The 19,368-nt window shown below is 70.2% G+C and carries 22 protein-coding genes; 11 read left to right on the top strand and 11 right to left on the bottom strand.

The features are described from left to right. Nucleotides 1–61: 61 nt before the first annotated feature. Together ACQP26_RS09710 and ACQP26_RS09705 are read left to right on the top strand one after the other, a co-directional pair. Nucleotides 62–1,282 carry a sensor histidine kinase gene (locus ACQP26_RS09710; RefSeq protein WP_433495516.1) on the top strand — a complete coding sequence of 407 codons (1,221 nt, stop codon included), beginning with the start codon at nucleotides 62–64 and terminating at the stop codon, nucleotides 1,280–1,282. Beyond that, the gene (locus ACQP26_RS09705; RefSeq protein WP_433495515.1) at nucleotides 1,279–1,917 is read left to right on the top strand and encodes a response regulator; all 639 of its coding nucleotides are present in this window, start codon (nucleotides 1,279–1,281) and stop codon (nucleotides 1,915–1,917) included. Before ACQP26_RS09710 ends, ACQP26_RS09705 begins: the two co-directional genes overlap by 4 nt. Before the next feature lie 185 nt (nucleotides 1,918–2,102). Here the strand turns inward: ACQP26_RS09705 and ACQP26_RS09700 are convergent, their stop codons facing one another. Next, a complete protein-coding gene (locus ACQP26_RS09700; RefSeq protein ID WP_433496117.1) occupies nucleotides 2,103–2,870 on the bottom strand; it encodes a helix-turn-helix domain-containing protein in 768 nt (255 codons plus the stop codon). 14 nt (nucleotides 2,871–2,884) lie between these two features. On the opposite strand from ACQP26_RS09700, the gene ACQP26_RS09695 reads away from it, so the two are divergent. Further along, nucleotides 2,885–3,340, top strand: a complete 456-nt coding sequence (locus ACQP26_RS09695) for a nuclear transport factor 2 family protein (protein WP_281578553.1) — start codon at nucleotides 2,885–2,887, stop codon at nucleotides 3,338–3,340. A 50-nt stretch (nucleotides 3,341–3,390) separates the two neighbouring features. On the opposite strand, the gene ACQP26_RS09690 is transcribed toward ACQP26_RS09695, so the two are convergent. Together ACQP26_RS09690 and ACQP26_RS09685 are read right to left on the bottom strand one after the other, a co-directional pair. Further along, nucleotides 3,391–3,777: a VOC family protein gene (locus ACQP26_RS09690; RefSeq protein WP_433495514.1), complete on the bottom strand. Its 387-nt coding sequence runs from the start codon at nucleotides 3,775–3,777 to the stop codon at nucleotides 3,391–3,393. A gap of 114 nt (nucleotides 3,778–3,891) precedes the next feature. Continuing rightward, nucleotides 3,892–4,866: a hypothetical protein gene (locus ACQP26_RS09685; RefSeq protein ID WP_433495513.1), complete on the bottom strand. Its 975-nt coding sequence runs from the start codon at nucleotides 4,864–4,866 to the stop codon at nucleotides 3,892–3,894. A 364-nt stretch (nucleotides 4,867–5,230) separates the two neighbouring features. On the opposite strand from ACQP26_RS09685, the gene ACQP26_RS09680 reads away from it, so the two are divergent. After that, nucleotides 5,231–5,764, top strand: coding sequence for a hypothetical protein (locus ACQP26_RS09680; RefSeq protein ID WP_433495512.1), 534 nt, complete (start codon nucleotides 5,231–5,233; stop codon nucleotides 5,762–5,764). Between the two features lie 31 nt (nucleotides 5,765–5,795). Here the strand turns inward: ACQP26_RS09680 and ACQP26_RS09675 are convergent, their stop codons facing one another. After that, nucleotides 5,796–6,746, bottom strand: coding sequence for a helix-turn-helix transcriptional regulator (locus tag ACQP26_RS09675; protein ID WP_281578555.1), 951 nt, complete (start codon nucleotides 6,744–6,746; stop codon nucleotides 5,796–5,798). Nucleotides 6,747–6,804: 58 nt separating this feature from the next. Between ACQP26_RS09675 and ACQP26_RS09670 the strand changes: the two genes are divergently transcribed. Together ACQP26_RS09670 and ACQP26_RS09665 are read left to right on the top strand one after the other, a co-directional pair. After that, nucleotides 6,805–7,548 carry an alpha/beta fold hydrolase gene (locus ACQP26_RS09670; RefSeq protein WP_433495511.1) on the top strand — a complete coding sequence of 248 codons (744 nt, stop codon included), beginning with the start codon at nucleotides 6,805–6,807 and terminating at the stop codon, nucleotides 7,546–7,548. 86 nt (nucleotides 7,549–7,634) lie between these two features. After that, nucleotides 7,635–8,075 carry a sigma factor gene (locus ACQP26_RS09665; RefSeq protein ID WP_433495510.1) on the top strand — a complete coding sequence of 147 codons (441 nt, stop codon included), beginning with the start codon at nucleotides 7,635–7,637 and terminating at the stop codon, nucleotides 8,073–8,075. On the opposite strand, the gene ygiD is transcribed toward ACQP26_RS09665, so the two are convergent. Further along, nucleotides 7,982–8,827 carry a 4,5-DOPA dioxygenase extradiol gene (gene ygiD / locus ACQP26_RS09660; protein WP_433495509.1) on the bottom strand — a complete coding sequence of 282 codons (846 nt, stop codon included), beginning with the start codon at nucleotides 8,825–8,827 and terminating at the stop codon, nucleotides 7,982–7,984. The two genes, ACQP26_RS09665 and ygiD, sit on opposite strands and share 94 nt — an antisense overlap. Nucleotides 8,828–9,104: 277 nt before the next feature. Continuing rightward, nucleotides 9,105–9,545, bottom strand: coding sequence for a hypothetical protein (locus ACQP26_RS09655; protein ID WP_433495508.1), 441 nt, complete (start codon nucleotides 9,543–9,545; stop codon nucleotides 9,105–9,107). A gap of 288 nt (nucleotides 9,546–9,833) precedes the next feature. Here ACQP26_RS09655 and ACQP26_RS09650 point away from each other — a divergent pair, with 288 nt between their 5' ends. Then, the gene (locus tag ACQP26_RS09650; protein ID WP_433495507.1) at nucleotides 9,834–10,901 is read left to right on the top strand and encodes an SMP-30/gluconolactonase/LRE family protein; all 1,068 of its coding nucleotides are present in this window, start codon (nucleotides 9,834–9,836) and stop codon (nucleotides 10,899–10,901) included. Nucleotides 10,902–10,928: 27 nt separating this feature from the next. After that, the gene (locus ACQP26_RS09645) at nucleotides 10,929–12,668 is read left to right on the top strand and encodes a PQQ-dependent sugar dehydrogenase (RefSeq protein ID WP_433495506.1); all 1,740 of its coding nucleotides are present in this window, start codon (nucleotides 10,929–10,931) and stop codon (nucleotides 12,666–12,668) included. A 119-nt stretch (nucleotides 12,669–12,787) separates the two neighbouring features. Here ACQP26_RS09645 and ACQP26_RS09640 read toward each other — a convergent pair whose 3' ends face one another. From ACQP26_RS09640 to ACQP26_RS09630, 3 genes are all read right to left on the bottom strand, one after another. Beyond that, the gene (locus ACQP26_RS09640) at nucleotides 12,788–13,003 is read right to left on the bottom strand and encodes a hypothetical protein (protein ID WP_194800743.1); all 216 of its coding nucleotides are present in this window, start codon (nucleotides 13,001–13,003) and stop codon (nucleotides 12,788–12,790) included. Between the two features lie 236 nt (nucleotides 13,004–13,239). Continuing rightward, entirely contained in the window at nucleotides 13,240–14,973 is a 1,734-nt protein-coding gene (locus tag ACQP26_RS09635) for a hypothetical protein (protein WP_433495505.1), read from the bottom strand. 368 nt (nucleotides 14,974–15,341) lie between these two features. Next, entirely contained in the window at nucleotides 15,342–15,812 is a 471-nt protein-coding gene (locus ACQP26_RS09630; RefSeq protein ID WP_433495504.1) for a DUF6326 family protein, read from the bottom strand. Between the two features lie 275 nt (nucleotides 15,813–16,087). Here ACQP26_RS09630 and ACQP26_RS09625 point away from each other — a divergent pair, with 275 nt between their 5' ends. Continuing rightward, the gene (locus ACQP26_RS09625) at nucleotides 16,088–17,134 is read left to right on the top strand and encodes a sensor histidine kinase (RefSeq protein WP_433495503.1); all 1,047 of its coding nucleotides are present in this window, start codon (nucleotides 16,088–16,090) and stop codon (nucleotides 17,132–17,134) included. Beyond that, complete coding sequence (locus tag ACQP26_RS09620; RefSeq protein WP_355512133.1) at nucleotides 17,131–17,787, top strand: response regulator transcription factor; 657 nt, start codon at nucleotides 17,131–17,133, stop codon at nucleotides 17,785–17,787. The genes ACQP26_RS09625 and ACQP26_RS09620 overlap by 4 nt, the downstream gene beginning before the upstream one ends. A gap of 90 nt (nucleotides 17,788–17,877) precedes the next feature. Here ACQP26_RS09620 and ACQP26_RS09615 read toward each other — a convergent pair whose 3' ends face one another. Further along, nucleotides 17,878–18,186 (bottom strand): hypothetical protein, encoded by a 309-nt coding sequence (locus ACQP26_RS09615; RefSeq protein WP_433495502.1) that lies wholly within the window; start codon nucleotides 18,184–18,186, stop codon nucleotides 17,878–17,880. Beyond that, complete coding sequence (locus ACQP26_RS09610; protein WP_433495501.1) at nucleotides 18,183–18,362, bottom strand: hypothetical protein; 180 nt, start codon at nucleotides 18,360–18,362, stop codon at nucleotides 18,183–18,185. The genes ACQP26_RS09615 and ACQP26_RS09610 overlap by 4 nt, the downstream gene beginning before the upstream one ends. A gap of 462 nt (nucleotides 18,363–18,824) precedes the next feature. Between ACQP26_RS09610 and ACQP26_RS09605 the strand changes: the two genes are divergently transcribed. Continuing rightward, entirely contained in the window at nucleotides 18,825–19,358 is a 534-nt protein-coding gene (locus tag ACQP26_RS09605; RefSeq protein ID WP_433495500.1) for a DUF6985 domain-containing protein, read from the top strand. The last annotated feature ends 10 nt before the right edge of the window (nucleotides 19,359–19,368 follow it).

Raw genomic sequence — 19,368 nt, 5'->3', positions numbered from 1 at the left:
CCGGGTTCCAACTTTCGATAGAGGCCCCCGGGCCGCCGGCCTCGGTAACGTGGGACGCACTGTGAGCACCGCTGCCCCTGCCCTGACCCCGACCACCCGAGCCCTGGCCTGGTCCCTGCACCTGCTGATCATCGGCCTGCTCGTCCTGGCCGCGGGCCGGGCGGTGGCCGACGACCGACCGCACGCCGGATCGATCGTCGCCGTGGCGGTGGCGTGCGGCCTGGCGTACGCCATCGGGCCGCTCCTCCCCCGCATCCGGCGCTCTCGGCGGGCCGCCGCGTGGTGGCTGGTCGCCGTCGGCGCCGCGTGGCTGGTGTTGCTGGGTCTGTCCCCCGACGCGATCTGGGTGGCCTTCCCGCTGTACTTCCTCCAGCTCCACCTGCTGCCGCGCCGCGCCGGCCTGGCCGCCGTGATCGCCACCGCCGTGGCGGCCGTCGCCGGGTTCGTCGCCCACACCGGCTCCTTCACCCCGGCCACGGTGATCGGTCCCGCGCTCGGCGCCGCCGTCGCCGTCGGGGTGGTGTGGGGATACCAGGCTCTGTATCGGGAGAGCGAACAGCGAAGGCAGCTGATCGAGGAACTCACCGCTACCCGGGCCGATCTGGCCCGGGCCGAGCACACCGCCGGCGTACTCGCCGAGCGCGAGCGTCTGGCTCGCGAGATCCACGACACCCTCGCCCAGGGCCTGTCCAGCATCCAGCTGCTGTTGCGCGCCGCCGAGCGCGCCCTGCCCGGCCGGCCCGATGCCGCCTCCGGTCACGTCGACGCGGCCCGTCAGGTCGCCGTGGACAACCTCGCCGAGGCCCGCCGCTTCGTCGCCGCACTCACCCCGCCCACCCTCGAAGGCACCACCCTGGCCGGCGCACTGGAACGCCTGTGCACCACCACCAGCGGCCGCCACCGCCTGACCGCCCGCTTCCACCTCGTCGGCGACCCCGTGTCGCTGCCGACCGCCCATGAGGTGGCTCTCCTGCGTATCGCCCAGTCCACAGTCGCGAACACTGTCCGCCACGCCCAGGCCACGACGGCCGAGATCGCCCTCAGGTATCTCGGTGACCGCATCGCCCTGCACGTCGTCGACGACGGGCGCGGATTCGACCCGGACCACCTGCCCGCCCCTGATGTCGACGGCGGCGGCTTCGGCCTGGCGGCCATGCGCGCCCGCATGGCCGCCCTCGGCGGCACCCTGGCCGTCGCATCCGCGCCCGGCCAGGGCACCGCCGTGACCGCCGAGCTTCCCCTCACGCCGCCCACCAGGACCGAGCCCGAGGGCCGCCCGTGACCGGCGACGTCCCCATCCGCCTCCTCCTGGCCGACGACCACCCGGTCGTACGGGCCGGACTGCGCGCCGTGCTGGAAACCGAACCCGACCTGGTCGTCGTGGCCGAAGCCGCCACCGCCGAGGAGGCAGTCACCCGCGCCGCCGCGGGCGACATCGACGTCGTGCTGATGGACCTGCAGTTCGGGAAGGGCATGGGCGGTGCCGAAGCCACCGCCCGGATCACCGCCCGTCCGGAAGCGCCGCGCGTGCTGATCGTCACCACGTACGACTCCGACGCCGACACCCTGCCCGCCATCGAGGCCGGCGCCACCGGCTACCTCCTCAAGGACGCCCCACCCGAGGATCTCGCCGCCGCCGTCCGCACCGCCGCTGCCGGACGCACCGCGCTGGCGCCCACCGTCGCGAACCGGCTGATGAACCGCCTGCGTACGCCGCGCACCACACTGACCCGACGCGAGACCGAGGTCATCGCCCTGGTCGCCGACGGTCTGTCGAACCACAGCATCGGCACCCGCCTCCACCTGACCGAAGGCACCGTCAAGTCCCACCTGGCCCGCATCTACGCCAAACTCGGCGTCGAGTCGCGTACCGCCGCCGTCGCCACCGCCACCGAACTCGGCCTCATCCGCCGCTGACCCCGTCAGGTGCGGGTCGTCACGGGCGGGTCCCGGCCTGTCCGGCGAGAGGGGTATCACCCGCGTGCTGGCCCGCGCCGGCGTGACCGTCCTGGACCGGGCCGACGAGGCGCTCGGCCTGATCCGGGCATGACACCCGGCTGCCGTCGGCCATCGAAGCCGTCTTGCCAGCGGCTGACAGGACGCTACGTCGTGAAGTAGGCGGCGCTCTCCGCGTCGGCCGGGTAGTAGGACTCGATCGCGATCTCGTCGATCGTGATGTCCATCGGGGTGCCGAACGTGGTGATGGTCGAGAACAGCCGCAGCTCCCGTCCACCGACACGAAGGATCATCGGTATCACGACGTCCGTTTCGATCCGCTGACCCGGCGTATCCTCCGGTTCGGGCGCCAGCAGCTCTTCGTAGAGTGCGGTGAGCTCAGGATCGGGAGCGGTGGCGAGCTGGCGTGAGATCCGGCTGCGGAACACCGCGCGTACGTCGGCCAGATTGACGACCAAGCGCCCGAACCCGCGCGGGTCCAGTCCCAGGCGTACCAGGTTGACCGGCGGCCGCAGCAGGTCAGGAGCCACCTGCGCGAAGAACGGATCGACGGCGCGGTTGGTCATCACGATGTTCCACCGGCGATCGAAGACCACCGCCGGGTAGGGCTCGTGGGCGCGGAGCACCCTCCGGACGGCGTCGTGGACGGCTGACAGCGCGTTGTGGTCGAGCGACCGCTCGGCGTACCGGGGTGCGAAGCCCCCGGCGAGCAGCAGCCGGTTGCGTTCACGCAGCGGCACGTGGAGCTGATCCGCGAGTCGAAGGATCATGTCGGGGCTCGGCTTGGACTTACCGGTCTCGACCAGGCTGACGTGACGAGCCGAGACGTCCGCAGCTATCGCGAGATCAAGTTGGCTGAGTCCCCGGCGCTGCCGCCACTGCCGCAGGATTTCCCCGACCGTGTGCACGCTGATGGAGCGTACTCATCGTGGCGCCGGACGCCATGAAATCCGAGTTCATCGACAACCGGAGCGGTCACGCCAACACTGCATCCATGACCACGGCGAACAAGAGCATCGTCCAACGGGCGCTGGCAGGACTGATCGAGGCGGGCGACGTCGATGCGCTCGCCCGGTTCCTGAGTGACGACTTCGTCCACCACAGGCCGGGTTCAACCACATCGACAAAGGTGGAGTGGCTCGCCGCCGTTCGCGCCGCGCTGGTACCGCTCGCCGGCATGCAGGTCGAGATCCATCAGGTGCTGGCCGACGGCGATCACGTCGTGATGTACTCGCGGCGCTGGCTTCCCGGCGAAGGACCGGAGATCGCGGTCGTCGACATCTGGCGGATCGACGACGGGCTGATCGCCGAGGCGTGGGAGATCATCGAGCCGGTGGCCCAGGTGACCGCCAACCTCGCGTGGTGGACGCCTGCTCAGCACTGACCGTGCGTGAGCCACCTGCGGTGCCGGATCGTGGCAAGCGGTTGGCAGCCTCACCGGGATTGAACGATCTGGATCGGGTTGCCGTCGGGGTCGGCGGTCCACGCGATCAGTAGCCGGTCGAGCCATACGTGTGGAGGTGCGAGAGCGGGTGCTCCGCCTGCGACCAGGCCCTCGTAGGCCGCTGTGGTGTCATCGGTCCAGAGGACGACCGCGACGCGCTGGCCTTCGGCGACCGGGTCCAAGCCGTGGTCCTCGCGGGTGGAGGCCACCGAGGCGATCCCGATCTTGTATCCGTCGAGGACGAGATCGATGTGAATCGGTTCGCCGTCGGTCGGTACCCGGAAGGTCTCCCGGAATCCCAGCCGGGTGTAGAAGGCGGCCGCCCGAGCGGGGTCGTCGCTGAAGAGAATCACCTGGGGACTGCGTAAGGTCCACATGCCGCGAGCCTATCGGCGACGCGCCGGGCGTATCGAGGACCAGGTGCCGCTCAGAGGGCGGGCCGGAAAGCGATCGGATCGCAGCGGCTCCGGATGTCTGATCCTTCAGGGCGCTCACCCGGCGAGCCTGCCGCACGCACTCCGGGTGCTCGGTAGTCCGGCCTGCTGGAAGACGAGGCGGCAGCTCCCATTCGTCGGGTCCCAGAGCTGGTCGTTGGTTACCAGCGCCCGAACCAGCGCGCGTTGCGGTTCGGTTAGGGGCCGGTGCGTCGCATACGGCTCGGGGAACGCGAACCGCACCAACGCGCCCCAGCCGTCGTCGAAGCCGGCCCAACTGTCCCGGCCGGCCATTTGGCAGGCAGCCGCCGCGATCTCGTCGAAGTCAGCAGCGACGCGGATCGCCGCGGCGACGAGCGCGAACTGGTGCACCCCCGGAGGTGGCGGCTCGGCCAGCGCGGCCAGGATCAGCTCACGGGCGAGCGGGTCGTCCTCGTGAGCCAGCGCGGCCCGCAGGCGGACCGCCGGGTCCGGGTCGGTGAGCCGGTCGCGGAGGTCGACGCCGAGTTGGCCGAGGCAGTGCAGCCACTCCGCCTGCGATTCGACGCCTCGCTCCGACCACTGCAGGACGAGCACCGCCAGTTCCTCCCGCCCGTCGGCGAGGGACCGCATCCGCGCGATCGCCACAAGATTCTCCGCGCGGAACAGCGCCCGGTCCGGCGGTGACGCCGCGAGCAGCGGAAGCACCACCGGGTACGCCTCGGCCACGGCTTCGGCGAGGTCCGGCAGGATCTCGCCGAAGTAGCGGTCGTCGGCGAGGTGGGTCACGCTCACCGCCGCATCGCCGAGGAACTCCAGAAGCGACTCGACGGTGTCTGGGTGGGCTCGTCCCTCGGCGAGCAGCGCGGTAACGGCCCGAACCGCAGGCGCGGTCGCCGTCTCCGGGAAACCCTGGTGCAGCACCGCAATGTCGAGGTGATCCAGCGCAGCCTTCCGGGCGTCGGCGTCACCGAACTCCAGCGCGGCCAGGTGCCCCGGGGTGTCGGTCGCCTGCCCGTACGCGTGCCCGAGCCGACTCCAGTCAACAGTCATCGCCATGTCCTCCGCAGTTACCCCAGGAGATGGTGCAAAGCCGACCTGAACTCGACGAAGCTTCCCCGCAAAGCCGACCGCCTGCCGTACCCGTCTTCGGGTGAGCCGCTACTCAGCGAACGGGCTCGTCGGCCGACGCCGGCTTCATCGATGGTCCCTCAGGCACGCCCCGGTCGCTGCCCGAGGAATTCCGCCGATCGGTGCGCAGGCCGACGCAGTCGTCCAGGAAGTCAGCCGGTACCAGCGGTGCTCACTGACGGGCCCCCGCCCACTGGCCACCGCCCGGTCGATCTCGGACACCGTGGCTCGGCTGCGATGTCACAATGCGGCAGTGGAGCGCTTTCGGTGTGCGGGCTGCGGGAACATGCTGAGCATCCCGGTCCGGTTGGTGGAACTGCCGGCGGCGCCGCACTGGTCGGTCCTGGACTGCCACCACGTGAACCCGCCGCTCGTGTATCCCGGCGCGTACGCGATCGACGAGGCCGCCTACGGCCGTGATCTGGTCATCGGCACGTTCGTCCTGTCCCCCGGCGACGTACGCGGGACGCGCTTCGTCCATGACCGTGTCCGCACGGGCTGCTGGTCGCTGGTGGGATGGATCCCCTGCGTCGCCTGTCAGGGCTGCGGGGCCGTGGTCGCCTGGCGGGCCGACGACTGCGGGGTGGCGCAGGAACTGCGCTTCCATCCAGCGATGGTTGTCCGCGAGTTGTGTGACGACGGCCCAGGCCGGGGCGTCGACCCTTTCGCGCTGATCGCCGACTGGGACCACCCCGCGCCCGACACCAGACGACACCGCTGGATGCCCGAGCCGACCCGCCCTCGTCCCGAACTCGTCGCCACCCGCTGGGGCGGCCGGGGCGTGCGGGACGCTCTCTTCCGGGACGATCCGCCGGCCTGACCCGGCCGCGCCTGACCACCTCTGCCGACCCTCAGGCGTCGGCGAGCAGCCGGTTGGCCAGGGCCCGTACCTCGTCCTTGAGTTCGTCCGGCCGGTCGATCGTGAACGGCCAGCCGAGCCCGGCGAGCATCTGCGCCGCACCGTCGAGCCGTTCGGCTCGGGCGGTGAGGCGCACTCCGCCTGGAACCTCGGTGAGCGTGCCGACCGACTGCGGGATCCGTCGCTGCGCCTGCGCCAGGCTGGTGTGCAGCACCACAGAGATGTCGTGCGCGTACGGCACTGCTGCCAGGCCGGTGAGGACCTGCGTGGTGGGATCGAAGCCGGCCGGGATGTCGAACCTGCCCGGCATGGGGTGGGCTGTTCCGATTCGGTCGAGCCGGAATGTCCGTACGGCCCGGCGGTTGTGGTCGTGGCCGGTGACGTACCACCGGCCGGCGTGGAAGACCAGCCCGTACGGGTCGAGCCGGCGCTCGCCGGACCGGCCGCGCCAGGTGGTGTAGGTGATGTGCACCGGTTGCTGATGTCGGGCCGCGTCCGCGAGCACCAGCAGCACCTCGATGCCGGGCGGGGCGGTCGTGCGGACCCGTGCGGTGAAGTCCACGGTCTCCAGCAGCGAATCGATCCGCCGGGCGAGAACGGCCGGCAGCACCCGGCGGATCTTCGCGGTCGCGCTCTCGGCGGCCGCGCCTTCGGCGGTCACCAGCCCGGCCCGGCCGGCGGCCACGAGCCCGAGCATGACGGCGACCGCCTCCTCGTCGGTGAGCATGAGTGGCGGCAGCTTGTACCCGGGCGCGAGCCGGTATCCGCCGTAGCGACCGCGCCGGGCTTCGACCGGGATGCCCAGGTCGGCGAGATGCGCGGCGTATCGGCGGACCGTGCGCTCGTCGACGCCCAGCCGACCGGCCAGGTCCGTGACGGTGAAGTCGCCGCCGGCCTGGAGGATCTCCAGCAACGCCAGTACGCGCGCGGTCGGCCGGGTCACAAATTCCTACTTCCAATCCGGGCGGAACCTGTCCGGTATTGATCGTAGCGTGTCGTGCATGACGACCTTCGTACTGGTTCCCGGGTTCTGGCTCGGCGCATGGGCCTGGCGCCCCGTCACCGCCGCCCTGCGCGCGCACGGCCACGAGGTGTACCCGCTGAGCCTGACCGGCCTGGGCGAGCGCGCCCACCTGGCCCGCCCGGACACCGACCTCGACGTCCACGTCACCGACGTGGTCAACCTGCTTCGCTACGAGGACCTGCACGACGTGGTTCTCGTCGGGCACAGCTACGCCGGCGCGGTCGTGACGACAGCCGTTGCCGACCGCATGACCGACCGCGTCGCCCAACTGGTCTTCGTCGACACCGGCCCACTGCCCGACGGGGCGGCGAACGAGGACTTCAGCCCACCGCAGGAGCGTGAACGCAACGCGTCAGTGGTCGCCGAGCACGGCGATGGCTGGCGGCTGCCGCCCCCGCCGTGGGGCCTGCTGGCGGCAGGAGCAGCAGACGTGGACGAATCGGTCGTCGCGTTGCTCGATGAGCGGTCGGTGGCCCAACCATGGGCGACTGCCACCGCCCCGGTGCGGCTCACCGGGGCGTGGGAGAAGCTGCCCCGCCTCGGCGTGCTGTCGAGCTTCACCGCCGAGCAGGCACGCGAGATGGCCGCCACCATGCCGCTGTGCCGGCACATGGCCGGCGATTCGTGGCGGTACGAGGAACTGCCGACATGGCACTGGCCGATGCTCAGCCGGCCGGCCGAGCTGGCCCGGATCCTGCACGAAGCCAGGCCGACGGCATAGCCCGCGATGCCCGGGCGACCGTACCCAGGTCACCCGGGCACCGAAATGGGGGAACCATCGGGCAGGTCCAGGTCCCTTAATGGGGTATGGGCTTGCTTCGCAGGGCGGAACCCGCCGGCTACGAGGACTTCGTCGCCGGCCGGTACCGCGAGATCGTTCGGTTCGGCGTGCTGCTGACCGGTGACGGCCGGCTGGGCGAGGACCTCGCCCAGGAGGGTCTGATCGCGGCCTACCGGTCGTGGCACCGGTTGGGCGTGCCGGAGGGGCGACCGGAGGCGTACGTCCGGCAGGTGATGGTCCGTGCCGCGATGCGGGCCAGGCGCCGGCGCTGGCGCGACGAGGTACCGACCGGGGAGCTGCCGGACGCGTCCCGTGGTGGGTTCGCGGATCAGTCGGACCTCAGCGTGCGAGCATTCGCCCAGCCGGCACCTGCTCAGATGTTGGAGCCGTCCGGCGGCACCCCGGGCGGTGGCTGCGGGGATCCGCCCTCGCCGGCAGCCGGCGGACAGGACATGCCCAGGGTGTAGGCCGTCATGGACAACGAGCCGTAGGCGTAGCCGTCGACGAGTACCTCGGTGTCGGGGTTGTCCGTGGCGGCGGCCAGACCGGCGAGATACAACGCGGGGATGAAGTGATCCGGTGTCGGTACCGCACGGCGGAAGTCCCCGTGCGCGTCGAGGGTCGCGTACTCGCCCGGGTCGGTCAACATCCGGGCCTTGGCATCCTCGTCGAAGCGTCGCGCCCAGTCGAAGCCGTCGTCGGCCAGCGCCCAGTCCATGCCGCGCAGGTTGTGCACGACGTTGCCGCTCGCCACGATCAGCACACCGCGCCGACGCAGTGGAGCGAGCCGGGCGCCGAGTTGAAGGTGGTAGTCCAACGACTTGTCGGCGTTGATGCTGAGCTGGACGACGGGAATCGTCGCGTCCGGAAAGGCGTGCAGCAGCACCGACCAGGTGCCGTGGTCGATGCCCCAGCTGTCGACGTCCGCCCCGACCCAGGTCGGATGGACGACGTCACTGACCTCCTCAGCCAGCTCGGGCAGCCCCGGCGCCGGGTACTGCACCTCGAACAGCTCCTGCGGAAACCCGTAGAAGTCGTGAATGGTCCGCGGCCGGGGCATCGCGGTGACGGCCGTGGCGTTGATGTACCAATGGGCGCTGACGACCAGGATCGCGCGGGGGCGCGGCACCGCGGCGCCGAAGGCTTTCCACGCGGAGGTGTACCGGTTGACCTCGAGGGCGTTCATCGGGTTGCCGTGGCCCAGGAACGCCGCGGGCATCAAGACATCCAAGTCCGGCGGTACGTCTGAAGGCACGTGAGCTTCCCTCCCTGGAGGACCGGTTCGTACGGCACGGCCTGCCGGACCTGAATGTCACGATAGTGCCGCCCGGCAGCGGTTCCGGCCTGAATCACGCTCCTCGGCGGATCGGAGATCGGGTCTCCCGGGCGTCAATGCCGATCGAGTCGCAGACGATCACCCTGCCCGCCTCCTGGATCGGTCCGGCGCGGGCCGCCCGGGGTGGATGTGCGGGAAGGTGGTCCTGACCATCAACGGTTCACGCTGGAGACAGGCGAACTGACGTTGGAATTCTGACCCGGTCCACCAACCAGATGGCGGCCGCCGGGGCGGCGAACACGGTGGCGAACACAGCGGCCGTGGCCGCGCCGACGCCAATCCAGGCGATGGTGGAAAGCCCTTGCACGTAGCCGATCTCTTCGGAGGAGATGCCGATGGCGGGCGCCATCAGGAACGCCGTCCCAAGCGCTGCGGCGATCCAGCGCCACCACCGCGTCGTGATCGCGGCCGTCAGCGCAGCCGGTGCCACAGCGGCGACGTAGATAACCGCGATGAAGAACGTCCCCGTCCAACTGAACCTGGGCTCACCGTCGGCCGCGAGCGTCATGAGTCGCATGAACAGTCGCGACAACGCACCCAGAACGAGACCGGAAACGAGCGCACCGGCAACCGCACTGGCCAGAACCTTGATCGCACGCATGAAGCCGGAGGATAGGCAGCTGAACGGGCTGCAACCAGAGCATGGTCAACTTCCCGACCGGTGACCCGTGTCCCGGTCGGTGGACACCGGGCCCCACCGATCCCGCCAGGTCATCAGGCCCTTCGGGACATGCGCCGAAGGTGATCACGGGGAACTGATGCGGGGCGCCGCTTCCTCGCCTAGGCTGCGTCACGTATGCATCGATCGTGGTCGATGACATTGCCAGTGGCCGGGGCCGGTCCGGGCAACCACGGGCTTCACCTTCACTGATACCGATTGGAGTACCCGATGACCTGGCGCCCTACCATCGCCGCACTCACCGGCCTGTGCCTCGCACTGACCACTGCACCAGGCCCCGCCGGTGCCGGTGCCGCAGTCCCGGCACCTCGGGACGTCGCTCATGTTAACGCTCACACCTACCCGTTCACCGGCCCACCCGGCGCGCCCCCCGGGGTCTGCCCGGAGGGCGCCGCGTACGGCCCGCCGCTGCCGGCCGGCTCCGTGTCCGCGACGAAGATCCGGAGCGGGTTCTCGTTCCTCGAAGGACCGGTGTGGATCGCCGACGGCGGCTACCTGCTGATGTCCGACATGGCCGCGGGCACCGGACCGAACAACGTGCAGCCCGCCACGATCCGCCGGTTCACCCCGCCCGCGACCTTCGACACCTTCATCGCCGATGCCGGAAGCAATGGCTTGGCACTCAGCCCCGACGCCCAGCAGATCATCGCCGCCACCCACGACCAGCGGAACGTCTCCGCGTACCGGCTGAGCGACACGGCCCGCAGCACCGTCGCCGCCGACCACCAGGGCCGGGCGTTCAACTCACCCAACGACGTCACGGTCCGGTCCGACGGCGTCGTCTACTTCACCGACCCCAACTTCCAGCGCGGCAACCGACCGGACCAGATGAGCGGACGTACCAGTGTCTTCCGCGTCTCCGGCGGCCAGGTGTCGCTGGTGGACGACCGGCTGCGGCAACCCAACGGCATCGCGCTCTCCCCGGACGGCAGCACGCTCTACGTGGGCGCCTACTCCGAGAACAAGATCTACAAGTACGTCGTCCAGCCCGACGGCAGCACGGGCGCCCGCAGCGTCTTCGTGAACTACCTCGGCGGTCCCGACGGCGTCACCGTCGACTGCGCCGGCAACGTGTACTGGGCCTCCGGCTCGGACGGCCTGATCCACGTCTACTCGCCCGCCGGCGCGCAGCTCGGCACGATCCGCTCCGGCGGCGCCGGCACCACCAACGTGGCGTTCGGCGGACCCGACCGGCAGACCCTCTACATCACCTCCGGCCGAACGAACGACTCGGGCCTGTACAGCGTGCGGCTCAACGTCCCCGGCTACCCGTACTGACCAAGAACCCCGGGAAGGAAAACACCCGTGCGGATCAATCCTCACCACTTCCGACACCGCGTCCCGCTCGCCCTGCTGGTCTGCGCCGGCGTCATCGTGACCGGCGTACCCGCCAACGCCGCGCCGGCCGCACCGGCGACCGGGAGCCGGCAAGTGGCCCAGCTCGCCGCCGACACCAGCCCGCCCACCCGGCCGACCGGCCTGCGCCGCACCCGGCTGACCTGCCAGTCCGTCACGCTCGCCTGGTACGCCTCCCGGGACAACGTCGGCGTCGCCTTCTACGACATCTACCACGACGGCCAGCTCGTCACCTCGGTCTCGGGACGGACGCTGACCGCCACGCTCAGCGTCGTGCAGGGTGTCACCTGGGGCTGGTACGTCAATGCCCGCGACGCCGCCGGCAATGTCTCGCAGGCCAGCTCCACGCTCTCGGTCACCCCGCCGTTCTGCCAGCAGGACACGTCGCCGCCCAGCACGCCGACCGACCTGGCCGCGACGGTGAACGGCACGGCCGTGACCCTCACCTGGTCGGCCTCCACCGACAACGTCGCGGTCACCGGCTACACGATCCTGCGCAACGGTACGGCGGTCGGCTCCACCACCGGCACCGCCAGCAACCCGCCGGCGACCACGTTCACCGACACCGGGCTGACGCCCGACACCGACTACCGGTACACGGTGACCGCCCGCGACGCCCAGGGCAACGTCTCGGGGGCGAGCGTCGCGGTCACCGCGCACACCGGCTCGGGCTGCACGAACCCGGTCTGCGGCGCCACGACGGTCACCACCGAGAAGGACCTGCCCTGGGGCCTGGTGCAACTGCCCGACGGCACTGTCCTCTACGGCCGGCGCGACCTGTTCGACATCGTCGCCATGAACCCGGACGGCACCAACAAACGCAGCATCGGCACCGTGCCGAACGTGGCAGGCACCAGCGGCGAGGGCGGCGTGCTCGGGCTGGCCGTCTCGGCCACCTTCACCACCGACCGCTGGCTGTACATCTACCACACCACCACGACCGACAACCGGATCGTGCGCATCCGCTACGACGGCACGCTGCAAACCGACACCAGGCAGGTGCTCGTCACCGGAATCCCGCGCAACAAGTACCACAACGGCGGCCGGCTGCGTTTCGGCCCCGACGGCAAGCTCTACGCCGCCACCGGCGACGGACAGGACCCGGACGTGGCCCAGGACACCAGCAACCTGGGCGGCAAGGTGCTGCGGCTCAACCCCGACGGCACCGTGCCGGCGGACAACCCCTTCGGCAACTACGTGTGGAGCTACGGCCACCGCAACCCGCAGGGACTCGCCTTCGACTCCCAGGGCCGGCTCTTCGAGCAGGAGTTCGGCAACAACGTCATGGACGAGACCAACATCATCGTCAAGGGCGGCAACTACGGCTGGCCCGCCTGCGAGGGCACCTCCGGCGACTGCGCCAACCCGAACTTCCGGGCCCCGATCCGCACGTACCCGGTGGCCGAGGCCTCGTGCAGCGGCATCGCGATCGTCCGGGACGTGCTCTACATCGCCTGCCTGCGCGGCAACCGGATGTACCGTGCGGAGATCAGCGGCAACACGCTCACCAACGTCCAGCAGTACTTCGTCGGGACGTACTTCCGGCTGCGTACCGTCGAACCGACCCTCGACGGCAACCTGTGGCTGACCACGAGCACCGGCGGGGACAAGGACAGCACCCCGAACAACAGCAACGAGAAGATCCTCAAGGTGACCCTCGGCGGGGCGGCGTCCGGCCCCACGAGCTGAGGGCGGGCCGGGAATCCGGCACCGCCAACCGTCGGAGGGTGCCCGCGTCGCGCGGGCACCCTCCGAGCGGTCCGGGCCGGTACGGCAACGGACCGCCGCCGGAGTGTCGACGAGGCGGGTCAGGTGACGCCGATGTTCAGGTAGAAGTGGCCGAGCTTGAGCGACAGAGAGGCGCCTCCGAAGTGGTGAATGACCAGGGCCAACAGGATGACGATCAAGATGCAGACGACGAGCCAGATCAGGGACCACACGAACCTTGGGATCCCGTAGCGACCGACGCGAGCCATCAGGCTCGCCCCCTCGGCGTTGGCGCTGCAGCAGGCGCCGCCACGCATGGCCTTGTCGGCTGTTGATAACTGCGCCCGACGCTAGCGGACGTCTCCATACCCCCTCCTTCATCGAGGTGTCCGCGAAACTTCCCTACCGAGGCTCGCGTCAAACTGGGGCGGAGCAGCTGACCCTCGACCCGGCCGCAACCTGCCAGATCCGGTGCCCGGCTGGCAGCCGCCGACCGGACACCCCTGGCTCGGCATCCCGCGCGTGGGCGAGGTCTCACGCCGAACGGGCGGCGCTACGCCTGAGGGGTCCAAGTCTGATACGGCCAGGTGCCGGCGGCACGAGCCCGGTCCACCAGCTCGGGCGCCCGGGCGGTTACCTCGATGGCGAGCTGTCCTGCATACCCGGCCATCGCTTCCGGGTACGTCCGCAAGGCAACCAGCAGTCGCCCAACTGCGCTGAGACGTTCGACGGCGATTCGCCAGTCCTGACGGTCGACGGCGAGGGCGGCGGTGAGCAGCAGTGTGTTCGCGTACTCCCAGGCTGCGCGCTGGTCCAGCACGGCCAGCTCGTGACGGATGGCGTAGGCATGTTCGGCCAAGGGCGCCGCGGTCGCCGTCTGCCGGCGTTCGAGCAGCGCGGCGGCGAGATTGTGCAGGGCCGTGCCGAGGATTCGACGCAGCCGTGGGTAGGCCGCGTCCGCGTCCGCGCAGCGGTCGATGACCTCGGACAGCAGCATGATCTGGTCTTCGTGGCGTCCGGTGGCTTCCGCGACCACGGCGGCGTCGACCATGTGGGTGACCGCGTCGGCCAGTGCCTCCCGCTCGGTGGCGGTCCCGCGTAGCAGGCCCTCGTGCCGCCGGACGGCAACGACCACGGACAGCCAGGCAAGGTCCCAGGCGTCGTCGCAGTGACCGACCCGGTGCAGGAGCATCGCCCGCTGGTAGAGGGCAGCGGACCAGAGGCGCCGGACGTCCCGCCGGGCCGGGTCCGACGTCGCCCCGTCGTACAGGCTCAACTCGTCGGCGAGATCGGCGAGGATGCGGTCGGCCTCGATGATCTGGTCCGCGTCGGCCAGAGAGATTCCTTGATCGAGCCGGGCGGCACAATCGGCGATCACCGACGGGTCAGCGGGCGGGCGGTTGCCGGGTGCGGGGCCGGCCACCCGCCACTCCGCCGCCAGCCGCGCCGCGAACCCGCCGGCGGTAACGCCGGATGGTGAGGGCTGGGCCAGCAGATCCAGGTAGGAGCGGCGTATCCGCCATGCGCCCGAGTCGGGCACCACCAGGTTTTCCGGCGCGGCTTGTTGCAGCTGCGCCAGCGACGCCTCGATCCGCTCCAGTCGCTTCTGCGCTCCGGAGCCCTGGAACATCCGTGCTAGCGAGTACTGTTCGGTCAGCGCCACCCGCATCAGGTCCGGCCGCCCCAGAGTGCTGGCTATCCGCGCGAAGATTCCAAGGGCGTCCGCCAGGTCGATCACGGCGGCCGCCTCGCCGGTGTCGCGGGCGAGCCCACGCTGGAGGTCGACCATCTCGGCGGCTAACGGTCCCAGGACGGAGGGGTCCGTCTCAAGTCGCAGGGTGACCAGCCCAGTCAGTGCTGCGGTCCGAGCGCGGCGGGCGTCGAGGCCGTCGGCAGGCCGGGGCGCGACCAACCGCCACACCCGTTCGATGACATCGCGCCCGCGATCGACGAGCCCACTGCCGGCCAGGATCTGGCCCGCCTGCACGGTACGGACCACAGCGTCGGCATGCCAGTCAGGATCGGAGAGCAGATCGCCGGCGAGCGCAATGACCTCCTCGGCCTGTTCCCGCAGCTCAGTGACGTCACCGCCGTCGGCGAGCCGTTCCTGAGAGAGGTTCAGGGTGGCGCGGCCGAGAGCATGCAGCAGACGCCCCGGATCGCCGAGATCACGGGCAGCGGTAACGGCCCGCTCAACGGCCGCCCGGGTGTCCGGGCCGAGACCGGCCCGCGCGGTGATCTCGTCGGCGGCGCTGAGTAGGCGGTCGACCTCGGCAGGCTCGCTCATCACACCTCCAGTGCTGGACGACGAGTTGCCGTGACCAGCTGCGTGCCCGCACTGAGCACCGCGAGCAGCAGTCGACCGATCATGAAACCCGAGGCGCCGCCCGCCCCGGCGAGGCACGCCCCGTGCAACAGCCGCGAGCCAGCACGTCGCGATCCGCTCTCATCCACCAGTGACGTGACACGCCGTGAGGGCATGTCGCACTTCTACCAGGAGCCAGAGGAAAGAAGAAGAAGGTCAATGCGGTCTCGCGGATGCCATGAAGTTCTGCGAAGACGCAGATATAACGACATTCGACGCAACCGGCTGCTCGCGGTCACTGCTGCCGGAGCATCTGCAACCGACCCCGCAGACGGGGCGTGCATCGAGCGTCACACCGGGGCCTGGGCGAGGTCTCGGCGGGCTCGAACGGCCCGGGGCCAGATCCATGCGGCGCGCAGGATGTAGGCCAGGAGCAGCAGCTCGAGCCCGATGGAGAAGCCGTAGAAGTAGAGGTAGCTCCAGGACTCGCCGTCCGCGTTGTACACCGTGACGGGGATGTAGAGCGTTGCCACGACGAGGTTGGTGGCGCGGTTGACGCGGACGGGGAGTGTCGTGGAGAGCAGGATCATGAGGATCGGGACGGCCATGAGTGTGAGCGCAAGGGCGACGAAGGTCGGGCCGGTGTCGAACTCGTGCACGGTGCCGGCCAGGATGTCGTTGATGAAGCCGGGCTTGTACAGGGCGAGGTAGTCGACGTAGATGTAGAGGAACATGAAGCTGGCCCAGGCCGCGGCAAGCTTCGCCTGGACCGGGATGCGCGCCTCCTGGAGCGCACCGGCTGGTCTGTCGGTTCTGGTCATCACGTCTCCGGTTTGCTGGCGTCAGCCGGGTCGGCTCACTCGATGTCTCCACCATGACCAGCGCCGGCGGGCGCCACATCCGCTTGCGGGCTCGGGCTGTCCTGGCCCCGGGCCCGGGACACTCGCCGTACTTTCGGCTGATCCGCCCGAGGGGCGGCCCCCTTACGTTCTGCGGAAAGGGGGGAAGCATGCTTGCTGGGATCTGGGCTGAGCCTCGCCCCTCACGTCCGCCGGTGCGGGTGTGGCGGGACTGGGCGCTGTCCTCGGCTCTTGTCGTGATCTCGGTCGTCGAGATGCTGCTGCGCGACGACAGGGCATGGGCGCCGCTGCTGGTCGGTGTCAGCGTCGTGGTCGCCGCCTGCCTGCTGTATCGACGCACGCGACCGCTGGTCGCGGTAACCGTTGCCTTCGGAACCGTTCTCGCCTTCGACCTCGCGAGGATCGCGGTAATCGACGCCACCGGCCTGCTGGGCATCGCAGGGCTGCTCGTGTTGCCCTACGCCCTGCTGCGCTGGGGGGCAGGTCGCGAGGCTGCCCTCGGACTCGGCGTCATCCTCGTCTGGCTACCCGTCACCCTCGTCGCGGAGCAGACCTCACCCGCGGAGAAGGTCGCCGGTTACGGCTTCTTCCTGTGCTCGGCCGCGCTCGGAGCGGCGGTGCGCTACCGCGCCAGAAGCCACGACCGCGACGTCGAGCAGGTCCGGCTCCACCAGCGCAACGAACTCGCCCGCGAGCTGCACGACACGGTCGGCCATCACGTCTCGGCCATCGCCGTCCAGGCACAGGCAGGTCGCGCGCTGGCCGCCGCAGATCCGGAGCGCGCGCTGGCCACCCTGGTGACCATCGAGGAAGAGGCGTCCCGGACGCTCAGGGAGATGCGAGCCCTCGTGGGCGTGCTGCGCGACGGTACGGACGCCGATCTCGCCCCTCGGCGAGGAGTGCTGGACATCGAACGACTCGCTCGTCCCGGCGGCGAGGTGCTGGGCGTCCGCGTGCAGGTCTCCGGTGACGCCGAGGCCGTCGAGCCGGCAGTCGGCACCGCCCTCTACCTGATCGCCGCCGAGGCGGTCACCAACGCGACCCGCCACGCCCGCGGCGCCACCGGAGTCACCGTCGACGTCACCGCATCCCGCGACCAGGTGCACCTGCGGGTGCACGATGACGGCGAGGCGACCACAACCAGTTCCCCGCACGCCGGCTACGGGCTGCGCGGGATAGCCGAGCGGGTAAGCCTGCTCGGCGGCAGCCTCCGGGCGGGACCTGCCCCGGACGGCGGCTGGAGCGTCGACGCCTCGCTTCCTCGGACAGCGCGCGCGTCATGACCATCCGCGTGCTGGTCGCTGACGACCAGGACATCGTCAGGGCAGGGCTCTGCATGATCCTGAACGCCCAACCGGGCATCGAAGTCGTCGGCGACGCCGCCGACGGCCGCCGGGCGATCTCCATGGCCCGTGCGCTGCGTCCCGATGTGTGCCTGCTGGACATCCGCATGCCCGAGGTCGACGGGATCGAAGCCACCCGCCGGCTCGCCGGGGCCGACGTCGCCGATCCTCTGGCCGTCGTCGTCATCACCACCTTCGACCTCGACGAGTACGTCTACGGCGCGCTCAGGGCAGGCGCCCGAGGCTTCCTCCTCAAGGACGCCGGCGCCGAGATGCTCACCCAGGCCGTCCATGCCGCCGCCCGCGGCGACGCCCTGATCGCACCGAACATCACCGCGAGGCTCCTGTCCTCCTTCGCGAACAGCCGCCCGCGCTCGGTGCCACCTGAGCCGGTCGAGCCGCTGACCGCTCGCGAGGAACAGGTCCTGCTGGCTGCCGCTCGCGGGCGGACCAACAGCGAGATCGGCGACGAGCTGTCCATCAGCCTCAGCACCGTCAAGACCCACATCGCCGCCCTGATGCGCAAGCTCAACGCCCGCAACCGCGTCGAGATCGTGATGTGGGCCTACGAGACACGCCGCGTCGGCACCTGATCGGCGCCCGCAGGCTCGGGTCGCGGAAACCAACGCGACCGCTTCGGTGTGAGCTGTCGGCGAGATGGCCGGGTCAGCCTCGATGCGAGGTCAGAGGGCCTGGTGCGACTCGTCCCGATCGGGCTCGGCTGGCACGGTTGCGGTACTTCGCTGCTGCGCTACCGGCATGAGGTGGCCGGTTTCCCTGGTCCAGCCGAGGAAGCGGCGGTGCAGCACGCCAGCCGGCGTCCAGGGCATGTCCTCGGTGGCCTGAACGAGGTAGGCACCAAGGTAGAGGGCCAGCGACACCGGAGCGTCCGCGTACTCCGCCCGCAGCTCCCGCTTCCGGGTCGGGCAAGGCCAGGGCAGGTCACAGCCGCCGCAGCTCCAGACCGGCATGACCGGGCCGTGGGTGGTCACCGCACACCCTCCAGGAACCGCGCGGTGATCGCCCGCGCCTGCCGGCTGGTCGCCCATTCCACCTGCCAACAGGGGTACGGAGTCAGCCGCGCCCACCACAGTCGGCAGCCCGCACACATGCCGTCGAGCCCTCGAACGTGTACCGCGAGGATCGCTTGTTCCTGCCCGCCGGTCACTGCTCACCCTCCGACGGCCAGTGGCCCCGATTGATCGGAATCCGATGCCGGGCGCGGCAGGGAAGGTCGGCTCCGCAGCGACAGATGCGCCGCCAGAGCCGCCACGACCACAGCGGCCGATGCCGTCGGGCAAGAGTCAGCGCGGTGGCAGAAAGGTATTCGTCATACGAGCAAAAGGCCGGTCCCTGCCACCATCACGCCTGCAGCCGCCAGCAGGACGTACATAAGGAGGCGGGCTCGACGAGCACGAGCGGGACACCACTAGGTGACATTCCAGACCGACCCGCATCGAGGCTCGCGCTGCCCTCTTGTCGTCTCAACCCGACAAGCTCAGACATGCCGCGCCTTATCAGCGGCAAGTGAGGATGCCTTGATCGGCGCCGGTCGTAGGTCGCGCGTTGTCTGCGGCAAGTGCGGATGTCTCATCAGAGTCGGTCCCACAGCGACCGCTACGGTGAGGGTGTGCAGATTCCCGATCTCGGTGCGGTGGTCAAGGACGCCGATCTGGGTTGGTATCGCAGTGCGCCGATACCGGTACCGGTGTTAGGCGGCGGACCCTGCCTCATCATGATCGACGGCTACGACGACGACCCGGCGCAGGAGGACTTCCACGCCGCGATTCGCAACTTCCTCGCGCTCGACCACTCGGCGTTGGCCGCGGCCGCGTCGTCGATCTACGACTACTACCGCGACGTCATGGACATCCTGGCCGTTGGCGACGACGAGTGGCCCGTCGAGATCAGCGGCCCCGAAGACGTCCTGGCCCACGTCCAGCTCGGCAACGAGCCGATCGTCGTGCGCGACTCCAACGGCGATCAGCGCGTCTATGTCTCGGTCGAGTGCGAGTGCGCCTGGGAACCTGAGCACGGCCTGCAGATCGTGTTCCGCGACGGCGCCACGGTGACCAAGGTCGGACCGTACGACGGCCACCTCACCAACTCGGCCGCCCAGACCGACGACGAACTCGATGGCGTCGTGTACCACCGCTCCCGGTGAGGCCGCGCCA

It is taken from the genome of Micromonospora sp. CA-248089 (assembly GCF_050948515.1).
GTDB lineage: Bacteria > Actinomycetota > Actinomycetes > Mycobacteriales > Micromonosporaceae > Micromonospora.
This window is presented reverse-complemented; position numbering and strand designations above follow the sequence as displayed.

Bases quoted from the DNA above. Each gene is read 5' to 3' on its own strand.
- ACQP26_RS09620 (WP_355512133.1), top strand. From the start codon at position 17,131: ATGACCATCCGCGTGCTGGTCGCTGACGACCAGGACATCGTCAGGGCA.
- ACQP26_RS09655 (WP_433495508.1), bottom strand. From the start codon at position 9,545: ATGCGTGCGATCAAGGTTCTGGCCAGTGCGGTTGCCGGTGCGCTCGTT.
- ACQP26_RS09670 (WP_433495511.1), top strand. From the start codon at position 6,805: ATGACGACCTTCGTACTGGTTCCCGGGTTCTGGCTCGGCGCATGGGCC.
- ACQP26_RS09635 (WP_433495505.1), bottom strand. From the start codon at position 14,973: ATGAGCGAGCCTGCCGAGGTCGACCGCCTACTCAGCGCCGCCGACGAG.
- ACQP26_RS09680 (WP_433495512.1), top strand. From the start codon at position 5,231: ATGCTGAGCATCCCGGTCCGGTTGGTGGAACTGCCGGCGGCGCCGCAC.
- ACQP26_RS09650 (WP_433495507.1), top strand. From the start codon at position 9,834: ATGACCTGGCGCCCTACCATCGCCGCACTCACCGGCCTGTGCCTCGCA.
- ACQP26_RS09665 (WP_433495510.1), top strand. From the start codon at position 7,635: ATGGGCTTGCTTCGCAGGGCGGAACCCGCCGGCTACGAGGACTTCGTC.
- ygiD (WP_433495509.1), bottom strand. From the start codon at position 8,827: ATGCCCGCGGCGTTCCTGGGCCACGGCAACCCGATGAACGCCCTCGAG.
- ACQP26_RS09685 (WP_433495513.1), bottom strand. From the start codon at position 4,866: ATGACTGTTGACTGGAGTCGGCTCGGGCACGCGTACGGGCAGGCGACC.
- ACQP26_RS09640 (WP_194800743.1), bottom strand. From the start codon at position 13,003: ATGCGTGGCGGCGCCTGCTGCAGCGCCAACGCCGAGGGGGCGAGCCTG.
- ACQP26_RS09690 (WP_433495514.1), bottom strand. From the start codon at position 3,777: ATGTGGACCTTACGCAGTCCCCAGGTGATTCTCTTCAGCGACGACCCC.
- ACQP26_RS09630 (WP_433495504.1), bottom strand. From the start codon at position 15,812: ATGACCAGAACCGACAGACCAGCCGGTGCGCTCCAGGAGGCGCGCATC.